A 14,414-nucleotide genomic window follows, 5' to 3' on the forward strand; every position below is an offset into this window, starting at 1 on the left:
CGTAACGCGACTTACGACAGATGAGCAACTAGAACGGTAGCCTGCAGTTTACTGCCTGCCCGGAATACGCGCGACCGAGGGGTTCGAAATGACTCGTGACACCACGAACGCCGACGCGAATCCGGACGCGGAGTCGAACGCGGACCCGAGCGACACTCGACCGACAGCCTCCCGGCGGCGGTTTCTGACGGGCGTGGCGGCCGCGACGGGGGTCGCGCTCGCGCCGACCGTCACGGAGGCACAGGAGGTCAGCCTCGAAACCGTGGCCGCGTTCGACCCGCCGAACCTGCCGGAGAACATCGCGACCGACCGACAGGGAGACGTCTACGTGAGCATGGTACCGCCCCGCGAACTGTGGCGGGTGCCCCACGAGGGCGACCCCTCGTCGGTCGCACAGGTCGGTCCCGAGGACGGAGAGGGGTCGCTTCTCGGCATCTCGCGGACCGACGACGGGACCACGTACGCCGTGCTGAACTCGGGGGTCGCCGAGACCAACGGCGTCTGGCGGATTCCGTCCGACGGGTCGCCCGAACTGATGGCGTCGATTCCGACGGAGGGGACCTTCCCGAACGGCGTCACCCACGACGCGGTGGACGACGGCGTCCTCGTCACCGACTCCACGCGAGGCGTCGTCTGGCGGGCGACCGACGACGGTGCCTCGGTCTGGTTCGACGACCCGCTACTCGACCCGAATCCGTACGCGAGCAACTCGCTCGGTGCGAACGGCATCGCCGTGGGTCCCGAGGGGAACCTCTACGTGGCGAACCTCAGTTTCGGTGCCATCGTCCGGATTCCGATAAACGAGGACGGGAGTCCCGGAAGTCCGGAGGTCGTCGTCCAGAGCGACCGACTCGTCGGCGCGGACGGCCTCACCGTCGCCGACGACGGAACCGTCTACGTCGCGGTGAACGCCCAGGACAAGGTCTCTCGGGTCACGTCGGGCGGCGACGTCTCGACGGTGGTCTCGGGCGGCGAACTCTCGTTCCCGTCGGACGTCCACTTCGGTCCCGGCGACGACCAATCGACGCTGTACGTCTGTAACTTCGCGCTCCCGGCGTTTCAGGCCGAGGACCAGGAGGCGAACCCGAGCCTGATGCGACTCGACCTCGGGCAGGTCGCGACGACGGAGGGTGAGGGAACCACCACGACAGAAGAGGAGACGACTACGACGGCGACCGAAGGAGAGACGACTACGACTGAGGAGACGACGACAGCGGAGGAAACGCCGACCACGACGACCGAGAGTGGAACGACCACGACGACTACGACAGCAGAGGAAACGACCACGACGACCGAGGGTGAAACGACCACGGTCGAGTAAACGACGACCGTTCAGGCCGGTCGCCGACCGGCGCGGCGTCTCACTTCTTCGGTTCGGGGTCGAAGATGTCCGGTCGCTCCTTCCCGTCGGCCTGCACGATGGCCATGCAGCCCTTTCGAGTGACCCGACTTAGCGAGTGGTCCACGAGTTTGAAGTTGCCCGGAACCGGGAAGCCCATCGTGGCGACGGTAGTGCTGCCCGGCGCGACCTGCTTGGTCTGGATGTGGGTCTGCGGCCGGGTGGTCAGCGACCCCTCGGGCCAGAGCTTCTCCCAGACGTTGCCGATGGGGTGGAAGCTACTGGTGAGGTTCGGGCCGCCGGTGACGAAGAACACCCGCGCGGTGTCTCCGGTCTTCACCTTTCCAGGCCCGTACTTGTTCGGCGTGCAGGCGTACTTCTCGCCGTTCATCACGACGTAGCTCGGTTCCTCGCGCTTCATCGCCTCCACGTCGAAGTTGTGCTGGCCCTGCTCTCCCGGCCGCTTGTCGGTGTATATCTCGTGCTGGCCGAAGTAGAACTCGTGGTCCACCTCGGGTAGGCCCTCCTCGGGTTCGACGAGGATGATGCCGAACATGCCCGCCGAGATGTGCATGTCCATGTTCGGAACCGCGCAGTGGTAGATGTACGCGCCGGGGTAGGTCGCCTTGAACCGGAGATTGGCGGTCTCTCCGGGCGCGGTCATCGTGGCCTCGGCGCCGCCGCCCGGCCCCGCGGCCGCGTGGAAGTCCACGTTGTGGGGCATGTCGTTCTCGGACGGGTTCTCGAAGGTGAGGTCCACGGTGTCGCCCTTCCGGACCCGAATCATCGGGCCGGGAACCTGCCCGTTGTAGGTCATGTAGTTGAACGTGACCCCGTCCTCGATTTCGGCCGTGACCTCCTCGGGCCGGAGGGTCACGTCCACCGTCTTCGGTTCGCTTCGGCTAATCGGGTCTGGGACGTCTGTCGGGTCCGCGGCGACGCGCTGGACGGTCTTCTGTTTCTGTTTGTTCATGGCCTTCTGGGTCTGGGTCGTTTTGGGGGCAGAGCGGGTCGAACACCCGGCGAGGGTGGCCGCGCCGCCGAGGCCGATACCTTGCAGGACCGTGCGACGATTGGTTGCGAGCATTGGGAGTCACCTTACAGTTACAGATAGTAGCCAACACACCTTCAATCGGAAACCCAATTCTCGGGGCGTAGGAAAGCTATCGAACGTGTTCGCGGCGTTCTCAGGTTCTGGGAATCGAACTGTCGATTCCACGGGAGCTACTCGAAAAATTCGAAAAGAGTAGGGGAGCCGCGGTCAGTCGTCGCTCTCGGCCACCGACCCGGCGGCCGAGACCGGCGCGTCGCCGGGAGCGTCGGTCGGAGTCGTCTCGCCGCGGGCCAGCACCTTCTTCACCACGTCGTAGCCGAAGATGGCGGTCCCGAGGATGACGAGCGCGTCGCCCGGCATCCGGAGCCAGAACAGCAGTTGGACGAGGTCGCCCTCGTAGAACGAGAGGCTCCGGGCGGCGTCGTAGCTCTGGGTGAACGCCACCTCCAGTTGGAGGAAGCCGACCGGGAGCAGACTGATGAGACACATCACCGCGAGGCCGACGTTCCACGCCCAGAACGCGCGCCGGAGGTTCGTTCCCGACCACTCGGCCTCGGGCACCGCGACGCGGAGCATGTACGTCACCATGCCGAGCGCGAGGAAACCGAACGCGCCGAACATCGCGGCGTGGGCGTGGGCCACCGTGAGGTAGGTGCCGTGTTCGAAGTAGTTGATGAACGGCAGGTTGATGAAGAACCCGAGGACGCCCGCCCCGACGAAGTTCCAGACGCCGCTGGCGACGATGAACATGAACGGCAGCGTGTAGGGGAACGACTCGCCGCTGCCCGACATCGCGCGGTACTGGCCGATGGCCTCGTAGAGGATGAAGACCAGCGGGATGAGTTCGAGCGTCGAGAACGCGCTCCCGATGGGCACCCAGAAGTCGGGTTGGCCGACCCACCAGTAGTGGTGCGAGACGCCGATGACGCCCGTCCCCATCACGAGCAGGGCTTGGACCATCACCGCCTTCTCGGCCGAGCGCTTCTTCAGCAGATTCATGCTGACCAGCGTGACGCCGACCAGCGAGACGATGAAGAACTCGAAGGCTCCCTCGACCCACATGTGGACGACCCACCAGCGCCAGAACTCCGTGACGACGATGTTGGTCTGGGGCGTGTAGAGGAAGCCCGCGGTGAACAGCAGGGCGATGGAACCGCCCGCGTACAGAATCATGTGGGCGAGGCCCCACTTGGGTTCGCGGTCGAGCAGGGGCTTGAGTCCGCGAGCCACGAGCGCGGCCCACGCGAGGAAGCCGACGAGGATACCGATCTGCCAGAGCCGACCGATTTCGAGGTACTCCAGCCCCTCGTTGCCGAGAATCCACCAGAGCGCGCCGTCGATGTACCCCTTCGCGCCGAGCCAGATGCCCGCGAGGGCACCGACCACGACCACGACGAGGACGCCGAGTAAGCGATTAATCCACGTGCCCTGCTTGCGGGGTTCGCGGCCGGTCAGCAGCGGTGGCAGGAACAGACCCGCACCGAGCCACAGCGTCGCTATCCAGAGGATGCCGAGGTCGAGGTGCCACGTCTTGGCGATGGAGAACGGGATGAGCTGGAGGAAGTTGACCCCGAGCAGTTCGCCGAGGCCGAAGAAGTCCGCCCGCTCGATGTAGTAGTGGGCGAGTAGCCCGCCGAGCAACACCTGCCCGAGGAACAGGCCCGCGCCGACGACGGCGAACCGGAGCGCCGCGGCCTGCCCGGGGAACAGGTTCACCTCGTCGGGCCGAGGCACCGTGACGCCCTCGGTTTCGGGTTCGGGCAACTCGATGGACTTGTAGAGCCAGACGCCAAATCCGGCCCCCGCGACGAGCAGTATCATGGCGACGACGCTCCACGTCATCGCCGCGCCCGTGGCGTCGTTACCGGCCGCCGGCTGGTAGGGCCACTCGTTGGTGTAACTGTGGTCCGAGCCGGGGCGGTCGGTGTGGGAAATCCACGCGGTCCAGAGCGCGAAGTCGGCGAAGCGCCTCGCGTCCTCCTCGGACTCTATCATCCCTTCGGGGACGCCCCGCTCGTGGCTCCCCTCGTGGTAGCGCTCGACGTACACCTGCGTGACCTGCTCGTGGGCGTACGCCTCCGCGGCGGAGTATTCGACGTTCTTGCCGGGGTTGCCGTCGGTCAAGTCCGACTTCACCGCCACGTCCACGGTGGCCCGCTCGCTCTCTGAGAGGCTCCCGTAGTCGGAGGTGCCGTACTGTTCGCGGGCGTAGTACTGGCGCATGAACTTCACCTTCAGGTCGAGCGCGTCGGCGGTGAAGTCCTCGCCGTAGTACGCGCCGTTGCCCAGTATCGACCCGTGGTTCATCAGGCCGTTCGACTGGAAAATCGTCTTTCCTTCCCGTACTTGCTCCGCGGTCACGATGGTCTGGCCGTCGGGTCCTTCGACCTCCTTCGGGATGGGCGGGGCCTCCTGATAGGAGTACCACGCGCCGACGCCCATCACGGCCAGATTCAGGACGAAGACGACCGCGAGTATCTTGCCGAGCGTGCTGCGTTTGACTCTCATACACGTCGAGGTTGTCCCTCGTGGGGCTTTTAACCGGGACGCGGTTCCTGAACACTGGGAACTCACGCGAACGTGTTCGGACGGACGGGGACACCCATATCTCGCCCGTCGGAGAGTCGGAAATAACCGCGCGGAGACAGGTTCGCTCCGGGAACGATTCGCCGGAGAGACGGTCGTGTGCGGTCGGTTTTAAGAGACACGGCGAGAGCGCAGGTCGCACGGAGTCGCCCTCGGCTACGAAACTGAACGTCGAGCGAAAAAATGGGGAAGACGAGCGATCCAACGTCGGGTCGCGCGTTTGCGCGAGTCGAGAGTCACACCGGCGTTCGGCCCGTTACTCCTCGTCGGACCGCGGGGCCAGCACCAGCAGCGCGGTGCTGTCCTCCTCGGCCGTCGGCGACACCTCCCGTTTGCCGTCGAATCGCAGCAGGTCGCCCGGTTCGAGGACGTTCGATTCGCCGTCGATACGTACGTCGAGGCGGCCCGCGACGAGGTAGACCACGATTTCGCGCTCCGGGTGGCGGTGGGCCGGAACATCCTCGCCGGCATCGAGCGAGAGGCGAACGGTCTTGGGTTCGGCCCCCGGAAACGCCACTTCGCGGGGGCGCTCGGTCAGGTCGTCGAGTGCGACTGTCTCGGTCATGGCGGTATCTACGCTCCTACTGCTTGGGGAACTTGGCGACGAACTTCTGTGGGTCCTCGCGTTCGACTTCGTAACTGTCGGCGTCGAACGACTCCACCTCGGCCTGCATCTCGTAGAACAGCGGCTTGGGTTCGTGGTCGTTGACGATTTCGAGGACCTCGCCGCTGTCCAGCGCCTCGAACTCCTCGTGTATCTTCGGGTGGCGTTCCGGCGGCGGTATCTCACGGACGTCTAATCTCGGCATACACGTAGAACGAGGCGGACGTCAGCCTTCGCGGTTGTCCCGAACGTGTTCGCTTCCAGTAGCACGGAGAGGTACAACTGCGGAAACCGGCGCAACGGTGACGACTGCCCGACCGGACGACTGTTCGCCGTTGGCACGATACAGAAAGGCGGGGTTCAGTCGGTTCGCGGGGCGTTTCCGCGCTGTAACACCGTCCACACCGCTTTCAGCGGACGCTCTGGTACGGAGTCTGCTCAGTCGCCACCGCGCGGGTCGAACTCGCCTCGTTTCAACCCCTCGCGCACGGGGTCGTGTTCGGCGTCGGTCGGCGGCGGCGCGGTGACGAGCGTGGCCTCAAGACGACGGTCGGCGTCGGCCTTCACGCCGCGGTCCTCGCCCGCGGGAACGACCACCACGTCTCCCGGTTCGACAGTGTGTTCGTCGTCGCCGTCGCGGACGACGCCCCGGCCCTTTCGAACCGTAATCGCCACGTCGCTGTCGGGCGCGTGGACCGGGATGAACTGACCCGGTTCGAAGTAGCCGAGAACGACCTTCATCCGGTCGCTCCGGAAGACGGACTGCGCCGAGAACTGTTCGTCGTCGTACTCGCGTTCGGCGTCGAAGTCGGTCGCGACCATGTCGGAGATGAGAGCGTCGCCGTCGTGGGGGCTTTCCCGAACCTGTTCGGTCGCTCGCGGGTAGTCAGGTCCGGGAGCGCGACGCGAGAATCTCCTTGGCGGTGTCGCCGAGGCGCTGCATGTCCTCGGCAGTCAGGTGGAACTTGGGGTCCCATTCGGACTGACCGAGGTAGTCGCTGACGACGAACATCGCGCCCGCCTCCACGTCACGGTAGTCGGCCACCGCGAACACCGCCGACGCCTCCATCTCGACCGTGAGGACGCCCTCCTCGGCGTAGTGCTCGACTTCGGCGTCGGTCTCCTGATAGATGGCGTCGGTCGTCCACGAGGGACCGACGTGGAACGGTTCGTCTCGCTCGCGAAGCAAGTCCGTCGTATCCTCCACGAGCGAGTCGCTTGGGAAGGCGTAGGTCTCGGACTCGACGTAGTGGTGGGAGGTCCCCTCGTCGCGGACGGCCTTCTCACAGACGATGAAGTCGCCCATCTCGACGGACTCGTCGAGACATCCCGCGAACCCGATGGAGAGGAACGCTTCGACGCCGTCGGCGACGAGTTCGTCCATCAGCATCGCGGTCGTGGGCGCGCCGATGCCGAAATCGCCGAGGACACCGACGTCGTAGTCGGTGTCCTCGAAGCAGTAGAGTCGGCCGTAGTAGTGGTCTACCGTCTCCCCGTCGTACGTCTCGGTGAAGTACTCCATCAACCCGCGACTGTAGCAGAGGACGACCGCTTCCGGCGGTTCCGGTACGTCGCCCTCGGCCTGTGCCGCTCTGTAATCGGCGTGTTCGTCGGGCGTGACGATAGGTTCCGCGCCGTACTTCTCCGGATGGTTCGGAAACGGCATCTCTCGGCGGTACAGAGGGCACCGTAAAATGTCTTTGCCGGGTTTGGGAGAACGTAGCAATACGGGGTCCCGTTCGTCGCTGCGCCGGGAGCGTCGATAGCCCCGGTCGCGGAATCACGGGAACTGCTCGTCGGGGTCGTCGGCCGCCTCGCCGGACGCGGCCGACCCGCCGAGCGCACCGATTCGGAGCGACTCCGGACCGTGGCGGACCACGACGCCGGTCAGGTTCGCGGCGAAGACGGCGAACCCGAGCGTCGCCAGCGCGCCGCCGACGAACAGCGCCGCCTCGACCCCGCCGACCTCGCCGACCAGAATCAGTCCGACGCCGCCGAGCGTGAGCCAGAAGTCCGCCGCGGCGAGGCGGTCGTCGTAGAGGTCGTCTATCATCGGCACGGGTTCGAGTCCTACTCGGTCGCTGTACCGGCGGACCCAGACGACGAACGGGACGACGTGGTAGAGCGTCCCCAGCAGGACGAACCCGACCGCACCGGCGGCGAGCAGGTGGCCGACCGCGGGGTGGCCGAACGTCGTCGCGGGGTCGGCCGGGCGCGAGAGCCACGACGGGAGCGCCGCGAGCGCCCACGCCGGAACCGCCGCCGCGACCACCGCGTACCGCGACAGCATCGGCGTCCGCTCGACTCTCGTCTCCCAGAGCTTCCGGGCGAGGACCGCCGCGAACGCGAGCAGGCCCGCCAGCGCGAGGAGCGCGCCGATTCGAGCGACCCGCTCGGCACCGACCAGTCGCCCGGCGGCGAGCGCGACGACCCCCGGGGGATACGCCCACTCCTCGACGCGCCGGAGCGTCGCGTCCGCGCCGCGAATCTCAGTCTGGGTGAACATCGTGGCGAGTTGGTAGAGCGCGCCCACGACGGTCGTGAGGACGACGCCGAACACCGCGAGCGTGGCGTGGGCCGCGACGACCTGCGAGCGGACCAGACCCGCCGGGGCCAGCGTCGGCCGGACGAAGTCGAGCGCGAGCGCGAATCCGAGCGTCGTCACGAGCAGGACGTAGCCGAGCGCGAGCGCGAAGTGGCGCTCGGTGGTGTCGAAGTCGCCCGCCCGCGAGAGCGTCCGGCCGACGTTGTAGACGAAGGTCCAGAACCCCGCGAGCATCGCCGCGCCCGCGACCGGCAGGAGGTCGAGCCGCCCCGACAGGAGCAGGCCCGCGAACCCCGCGACCCCGCCGCCGACGAGCGCGAGTTGCGCGAGCGCGAGTCGCCGCGAGTGGAGTTCGACGCCCGACCAGACCGGCACGAACTGGGTCATCGCGCCAAGAATCGTGAGACAGACCCACCCCACGAGCAGGAGGTGGACGTGGGCCGGTCCAGAGAGACCCGGCGCGAGGCCGACGACGCCGAGGACCCCGAGTGCCGCGCCCGCCAGCAGGAAGGCGAACCCCGCGAGGAAGTGCGCGAGCGGAATCGCCATCGGCGGGCCGCGGTCGGCGTCGATGCCCGCGGGGACGCTCATCGCGGTTCTATCTCCACCCGCCACTCGTCGGGGGCGACCCGCTCGGTCTCGTGGTCGAAACCGCGCCGGTCGAGCACCGCGTAGAGCGGTTCGGGTTCGAAGCTGTTGACGAGGACCAGCGTCTCGTCGTCGCCGAGGTCGTCGAGCGCCGACGTGATGGCCCCGAACGGTTCACCGTCGATTTCCCGTGCGTCGAGTTCGCGCGTGGACTGAGTGTCGTGGCTCATGGTTCCAACTCCGGTCGGTTCGCGCCTATCGGTTGTCCCGACCATGTTCGACGGGGTATCGGTCGGGCACGGTGAAGCCGTACTCGCGGAGGCGCTCGGCGTCCTCGACCAGATTCCGGTAGAACCGCTCTCCCCGGTCGGTGAGAAACGCCGCGCCGTACCGAATCGGTTCGCCCCGAATCGTCTCTCCCCCGACTGTCACCTCGGCGGTCCGGTAGCGGTCGGCCAGTTCGGGGTCCGAGAGGTCGAACTTCGGGGGCAGGTCCACCCGCGGCAGGTCGTGGGCGACCGCCATGTTCCGGTAGGCGAACGCGGCGTCGAGACCCCCGGCTTCGAGCGTCCGGAGGAGTTGGGTCTCGGGGAACACGTCGGCGTTCGCCCGGATGGCGTCGGCGGGCGCGCCCTCCCGACCCGCGAGAGTTAGCGCGAGCAGGGTCCGGTAGCCGAGCGGGTCGCGGGCGGGGTCGGTCCGGCCGACCGAGACGTCTTCGCGCGCGAGCGCCGACCGCCAGTCGTCCCGAATCGCGTCGGCGTACTCCGAGTCGGGGTCGTAGGCCACCGTCAGCGCGTTGGTGGCGAAGACGGCGTGCCACCCCGCGAGGTCCGAGACCAGACCGGGGTCGGCCAGCGCCACCGCGTCGGGGTCGCGCGCCCCCGACCGGACGAGTTCGGCCGCCGCCAAACTCCCGTGGGCCTCGACCGTCGCTCCGGCCACCTCGCCCGCGACGGTCTGGAGGCTTCCGGCGACCAGCGCGCGGGCCGGTGGAGTCCGCGAGTTCGCGCCGGTTCCGTCCGCCTCGGACCCGCCGGAGTCCGACCCCGTGACCCGGACTCCGAGCGCGCCGCCGGCGAGCGCACACCCCGAGAGCAGCAGGGTTCGTCGTCGCATGTTCGAGGGTCGTCGCTACCGACCCAAAAAGGAGGACGCGCGTTTTCACCGTCCGGGAATCGCACTGAAAAACCCCCGGCCCGAAGGTGTTCGCGGGCGTTGTCAGGCGGTTAGAATCGCCTCGCCGGTTGAAGGACGTTCCGTCGAGAGAGTCGGGTGTATGACGCGAGTAACCACTCGAACGACGACGGGCGGTGGTTCGCGGTGAGCCTCTCACGTCGCGACTTCATCCGCGGTGCCGGGACGGGAGCGGTCGGCGCGCTCCTGACCAGCGGTTGGGGCGCGACCCAGAGCGTCGACCCCGTGACCGACGTGAAGAACCCGCTCAAGTCCTACCCGAACCGGGACTGGGAGCAGGTCTACCGCGACATCTACGCCTACGACGACGTGGACTGGACGGTGTGTCACCCCAACTGCACTCAGTCGTGCGCCCTGAACTTTTACATGAAGAACGGGGTGCCGATTCGGGCCGAACAGGTGTATCACAACGAGAAGCCGAGCGTCGGTCCCTCGGGCTACGAGGACGCGAACGTCAGCCAGAACTGGAACCCCCGCGGGTGCATGAAGGGACTGACGCTCCACCGCCGGACCTTCGAACCGAGTCGCATCAAGTACCCGATGGTCCGGAAGGGCTGGTCGCCCGACGACCCCAACCCGGAGGGCCGGGGCGAAGACGAGTTCGAGCGCGTCTCGTGGGAGAAGGCCGTGGACCTCGTCGCCGAGAAGATGGCGAGTCTGGACGACAACAAGCGGTTCCACATCTTCAACGCCATCAAGGCCGACGGCCTCATCACGCGCCACGGCGCGGGACGGCGACTCGCCTCCATCTTCGGAGGCTGTGAGTGGACCGAGTACGACTGGTACGCCGACCTACCGCCGGGCCACGTCATCACGACGGGCTACCAGACCAGCGACTCGGACGCCAACGCGTGGCGGAAGGGCGACTACACCATCATTCAGGGGAAGAACCTCATCCACAACAAACTCGCGGACAACCACTGGTTGCAGGAGTCCCGCGAGCGCGAGGGGAAGATGGTCGGCATCTACCCCGACTACTCGCCGACCGTCCAGAAGTGCGACCGGTGGCTCCCCATCCGACCCGGGAGCGACCCGGCGATTCCGCTCGGGTTCGCCCACGTCATCATCCGCGACGAACTGTACGACGCCGACTTCATGCGGAAGTTCACCAGTCTGCCCCTGCTGGTGCGGTCGGACGACGACAAGTACCTCCGGGCCCACGAGGTGTTCTCCGACCGCGAACCGCCCGCCGAGGGCGACGAACACGACTGGGGCGACTTCGTGGTCTTGGACCGGAACGGGAACCCGAAAGCCGTCACGCGCGAGCAGGTCGGCGACGAGATGCCCGTCACCCCGAAACTAGAGGCCGAGACCGAGGTGTCGCTGGCCGACGGCGGGTCGGTCTCGGTCCGGACCGACTTCTCGCGCCAGAAGCAGAACGTGATGGAGAACTACTCGCCGAAACAGGTCGAGGAGATAACCACGGTACCTGCGGACGGCATCGAGAAGACCGCCAAGGAGTTCGCGGCCGCCGAGAAGGGCCAGTGGTTCACCGGCGAGGGCATCAACCACTGGTTCCACGGAAACAGCGAACTCCAGCGCTCCATCTTCTTCGTCCAGTCGATGCTCGGCAACGTCGGCGACGCCGGGAAGGGCTACTACAACTACTCGGGCCAGTACAAAATCGAGTTGCTGGACGGCTACCCCCACTACGTCAACCCGGACGGCCACTCGGCCCACGGGATGTATCCGGGGTACGCCTTCGCGTTCTTCGGCGGCGAGCAGTTGGACCCCCACGAGATACGGGGCGACTTCGACCGGGAGATGGACCTCGTCCCGCAGGGCGACGCCGAGCAGCCGGTGATGCCGAAGGGCGCGGAGTCGTACACGATGTCCAAGCCCACGATTCTGTGGACGATGAACTGCAACCTCCTGAACCAGACCAAACATCAGGAGCACGTGGTCAACAACTTCACGAAGCATCCCGACACGAGCAACGAACTGTTCGTCGTGTCGGACATGCACATGACCTACTCGGCGCAACACGCCGACATCGTGTTGCCCTGTCCCTCGTGGCTGGAGTGTGACTACCCCGACATCACTGTCGGCCCGGAGAACCCCTTCGTCACGATGGACAGCGGGGTGATGGACCCCATCTACGACACGAAGCAGGACGGCGAGGTGCTGGCGATGGTCGCCGAGAAGTTGGACGAGAAGATTCCGCCCGAGGAGCGCAACGTCGATTCGTATCGGTCGTACTTCTCGGAGTTCCTCGACGACGACGGCGACGTGCGCAAGTACATCCAAGAGACGCTGGACGCGGGCATCACGACCCAAGACATCGACGTGAAGGACCTCGAAGACGGTCCCGAGCGCCTCGACCTCAAGACGTACCCGCGCATCCCGTTCTACTCCCAGATTCACGACGACCGACCGTTCTACACCAAGACCGGCCGCATGGAGTTCCACAAGGAGGAAGACCGGTTCATCGACCTCGGGCGCGACGACTTGGACCACATCGAGAGCGTCGAGGGGACGCCCTACGGCGTCAACCAGAAGTGGCCCGAGGCGGGCGAGGAGGAGAACCCCCTCTACCACGACGAGGGCTACCAGTTCTACTACAACACGCCCCACAGCAAGTACCGGACCCACTCCTCGTGGGGGATGACCGACTGGAACCTCATCTGGTCGTCGCGGGACTTCGGGTCGACCAGCGCCGACCCCGAGGGCACCGAGCGCCTGATTGACGACTTCTCGTTCCCCGAGGCCGAGGGCGAGACCAGCGAGGCCCCGCCGCTGGGCGAGGCGTTCGTGGAGATACACCCGAGCGACGCCGAGCAAATCGGCGTGGAGAACGGCGACTACGTGCGAATCAAGGGCAAGCGCGGCGGGACGGTGGTCAGGGCCATGCTCAGCGAGCGCCAGCGCCCCGGCAAGGCGGGCGACATGGGCCAGTTGACCCTCTGGCACGGCTGGTGGCCCCAGCACTTCCCGGACGACGAGGAGAAAGACGACGACGAGGTGAAGGGGTTCAACACGACGACGAACATCTGGCTTGACCCCGGTCAGGAGACCGACGAACTCGTCCACAAGGCGGTGTTCGGCGACCCGAACGTCTCCGAGAAGGTGGGCGAGGACATCGCGTGGCACGGCGCGGAACTCGAACACGGCTACGAGGAGACCGTCTGGGCACCGACCGGGGTGAACCGCGACGACCTCGTGACCGTCGAGAAGTACGAAGAGGCCGACTGGTGGCCCGGCGACGCCCGGAAGGACGAACTCGTCTCCGACTACATCGGCGGGTCGCTCCAGTCGAAGGGCGGCGGTAGCGGGACGACCGGCGGCAGCGCGACGACGCGAGGTGACGACTGATGCCAGAAGTGTACAATCCGCAACTCGGCCGCAAGCAGAGCTACCCCTACGAGCATCGCCAGCAGGAACGCGACTGGCACTGGGGGATGGTCATCAACACGAATCGGTGCATCAACTGCAACACCTGCTCGTTCGCCTGCAAGTCCACGTGGACCAGCGGGAAGGGCGAGGAGTACATGTGGTGGATGAACGTCGAGACCGAACCCTACGGGGGCTACCCGATGGGGTGGGACATGCGCCTGCTCGACGACCTCGGTGCCGAGGAGACCATCTTCGAGGCCGCCGAGCAGGGCGAGAAGGTCAAGGGGTACGTCGCCCAGAAGGAGGAGTGGGAGTATCCCGCCTTGGGCGACGACTCGGTTCACGGCGAGTATCCCGAGGACGAGGTGGTCGAGTCCGACCCCGAGAAAGGCAAGTACCACGACATCTGGCAGTTCTACCTGCCGCGCCTCTGCAACCACTGTAAGAACCCGGCCTGCCTCGCCGCGTGCCCCCGGAAGGCCATCTACAAGCGCTCGGAGGACGGCATCGTCCTGCTCGACCAGGAGCGCTGTCGGGGGTACCGCAAGTGCGTGAAGGCGTGTCCCTACCACAAGCCGATGTACAACCCCGAGACCGGCGTCTCCGAGAAGCCGGTCGGCTGTTTCCCCCGCATCGAGGAGGGCAACGTCCCCCGGTGCGTGAGCAGTTGCATCGGGAAGACGCGACTCCACGGCAACATCAACCGCGGGCCGAAGGCGGGCCACCCCAACGGGAAGAAGTCGGCGGCGAAGGGCCGCAGTCCCATCAACTACCTCGCCAAGTCCGACGAGAAGGTCGCGCTCCCGCTCTACCCGCAGTTCGGCACCCGGCCGCAGGTGTTCTACATGCCGCCGTACCACGTGCCGCCGGAGTTCCTGACCCAGATGTTCACGCCGAACACCGAGCAGAAGCGCAACGACTGGCCCGGCAGCACCTACGAGGAGTCGGTCAAAATCATCCAGCAGCGCGTCCGAAATCCGAGCCACCACCTGCTGGGCGTGCTCCAGTTGTTCGGCGCGACGACCCGACTCATCGAGACGTACAACGTCAAGGAGAACCGCGTGAAGGGCTGGGACCGCAAAGGAAAGAAAGTCGTGGACATGCCCATCGAGGAGGACATCGAGGTCCGCGAGGGCGAGAAGTGGACCAACCAACCGTGAGGTGACAG

Annotated in this window: 12 protein-coding genes; 3 read left to right on the forward strand and 9 right to left on the reverse strand. The window is 66.4% G+C overall.

All coding sequences use genetic code 11. The annotated features are described in order from the left end of the window. The first annotated feature begins 88 nt into the window (after nt 1-88). Nucleotides 89-1,321, forward strand: coding sequence for an SMP-30/gluconolactonase/LRE family protein (locus M0R89_RS04550; protein WP_248651380.1), 1,233 nt, complete (start codon nt 89-91; stop codon nt 1,319-1,321). A gap of 40 nt (nt 1,322-1,361) precedes the next feature. Here the strand turns inward: M0R89_RS04550 and nirK are convergent, their stop codons facing one another. From nirK to M0R89_RS04595, 9 genes are all read right to left on the reverse strand, one after another. Continuing rightward, entirely contained in the window at nt 1,362-2,426 is a 1,065-nt protein-coding gene (gene nirK, locus M0R89_RS04555) for a copper-containing nitrite reductase (RefSeq protein ID WP_248651381.1), read from the reverse strand. 174 nt (nt 2,427-2,600) lie between these two features. Further along, entirely contained in the window at nt 2,601-4,901 is a 2,301-nt protein-coding gene (locus M0R89_RS04560) for a nitric-oxide reductase large subunit (RefSeq protein WP_248651382.1), read from the reverse strand. Between the two features lie 334 nt (nt 4,902-5,235). Beyond that, complete coding sequence (locus M0R89_RS04565) at nt 5,236-5,544, reverse strand: cupin domain-containing protein (protein ID WP_248651383.1); 309 nt, start codon at nt 5,542-5,544, stop codon at nt 5,236-5,238. A 16-nt stretch (nt 5,545-5,560) separates the two neighbouring features. Beyond that, nucleotides 5,561-5,788 carry a DUF2249 domain-containing protein gene (locus M0R89_RS04570; protein ID WP_248651384.1) on the reverse strand — a complete coding sequence of 76 codons (228 nt, stop codon included), beginning with the start codon at nt 5,786-5,788 and terminating at the stop codon, nt 5,561-5,563. Between the two features lie 233 nt (nt 5,789-6,021). Next, nucleotides 6,022-6,405: a cupin domain-containing protein gene (locus M0R89_RS04575; protein ID WP_248651385.1), complete on the reverse strand. Its 384-nt coding sequence runs from the start codon at nt 6,403-6,405 to the stop codon at nt 6,022-6,024. A gap of 64 nt (nt 6,406-6,469) precedes the next feature. Then, complete coding sequence (locus M0R89_RS04580; protein ID WP_248651386.1) at nt 6,470-7,249, reverse strand: nucleoside phosphorylase; 780 nt, start codon at nt 7,247-7,249, stop codon at nt 6,470-6,472. A 114-nt stretch (nt 7,250-7,363) separates the two neighbouring features. After that, nucleotides 7,364-8,719 (reverse strand): hypothetical protein, encoded by a 1,356-nt coding sequence (locus tag M0R89_RS04585; RefSeq protein ID WP_248651387.1) that lies wholly within the window; start codon nt 8,717-8,719, stop codon nt 7,364-7,366. Next, on the reverse strand, nt 8,716-8,946 hold the full coding sequence (locus tag M0R89_RS04590; protein ID WP_248651388.1) for a DUF2249 domain-containing protein: 231 nt from the start codon (nt 8,944-8,946) through the stop codon (nt 8,716-8,718). The genes M0R89_RS04585 and M0R89_RS04590 overlap by 4 nt, the downstream gene beginning before the upstream one ends. 25 nt (nt 8,947-8,971) lie before the next feature. Beyond that, a complete protein-coding gene (locus M0R89_RS04595) occupies nt 8,972-9,835 on the reverse strand; it encodes an extracellular solute-binding protein (RefSeq protein WP_248651389.1) in 864 nt (287 codons plus the stop codon). A gap of 204 nt (nt 9,836-10,039) precedes the next feature. Here M0R89_RS04595 and M0R89_RS04600 point away from each other — a divergent pair, with 204 nt between their 5' ends. Then, nucleotides 10,040-13,225, forward strand: a complete 3,186-nt coding sequence (locus tag M0R89_RS04600; RefSeq protein ID WP_248651390.1) for a molybdopterin-dependent oxidoreductase — start codon at nt 10,040-10,042, stop codon at nt 13,223-13,225. Then, nucleotides 13,225-14,406: a 4Fe-4S dicluster domain-containing protein gene (locus M0R89_RS04605; RefSeq protein ID WP_248651391.1), complete on the forward strand. Its 1,182-nt coding sequence runs from the start codon at nt 13,225-13,227 to the stop codon at nt 14,404-14,406. Before M0R89_RS04600 ends, M0R89_RS04605 begins: the two co-directional genes overlap by 1 nt. Nucleotides 14,407-14,414: the final 8 nt, after the last annotated feature.

Origin of the sequence: Halorussus limi, from assembly GCF_023238205.1 — an archaeon.
GTDB lineage: Archaea > Halobacteriota > Halobacteria > Halobacteriales > Haladaptataceae > Halorussus > Halorussus limi.

What these genes read in the sequence shown, in the direction of transcription:
- M0R89_RS04550 (WP_248651380.1), top strand. Translation starts at nt 89, where the DNA reads ATGACTCGTGACACCACGAACGCCGACGCGAATCCGGACGCGGAGTCG.
- nirK (WP_248651381.1), bottom strand. Translation starts at nt 2,426, where the DNA reads ATGCTCGCAACCAATCGTCGCACGGTCCTGCAAGGTATCGGCCTCGGC.
- M0R89_RS04560 (WP_248651382.1), bottom strand. Translation starts at nt 4,901, where the DNA reads ATGAGAGTCAAACGCAGCACGCTCGGCAAGATACTCGCGGTCGTCTTC.
- M0R89_RS04565 (WP_248651383.1), bottom strand. Translation starts at nt 5,544, where the DNA reads ATGACCGAGACAGTCGCACTCGACGACCTGACCGAGCGCCCCCGCGAA.
- M0R89_RS04570 (WP_248651384.1), bottom strand. Translation starts at nt 5,788, where the DNA reads ATGCCGAGATTAGACGTCCGTGAGATACCGCCGCCGGAACGCCACCCG.
- M0R89_RS04575 (WP_248651385.1), bottom strand. Translation starts at nt 6,405, where the DNA reads ATGGTCGCGACCGACTTCGACGCCGAACGCGAGTACGACGACGAACAG.
- M0R89_RS04580 (WP_248651386.1), bottom strand. Translation starts at nt 7,249, where the DNA reads ATGCCGTTTCCGAACCATCCGGAGAAGTACGGCGCGGAACCTATCGTC.
- M0R89_RS04585 (WP_248651387.1), bottom strand. Translation starts at nt 8,719, where the DNA reads ATGAGCGTCCCCGCGGGCATCGACGCCGACCGCGGCCCGCCGATGGCG.
- M0R89_RS04590 (WP_248651388.1), bottom strand. Translation starts at nt 8,946, where the DNA reads ATGAGCCACGACACTCAGTCCACGCGCGAACTCGACGCACGGGAAATC.
- M0R89_RS04595 (WP_248651389.1), bottom strand. Translation starts at nt 9,835, where the DNA reads ATGCGACGACGAACCCTGCTGCTCTCGGGGTGTGCGCTCGCCGGCGGC.
- M0R89_RS04605 (WP_248651391.1), top strand. Translation starts at nt 13,225, where the DNA reads ATGCCAGAAGTGTACAATCCGCAACTCGGCCGCAAGCAGAGCTACCCC.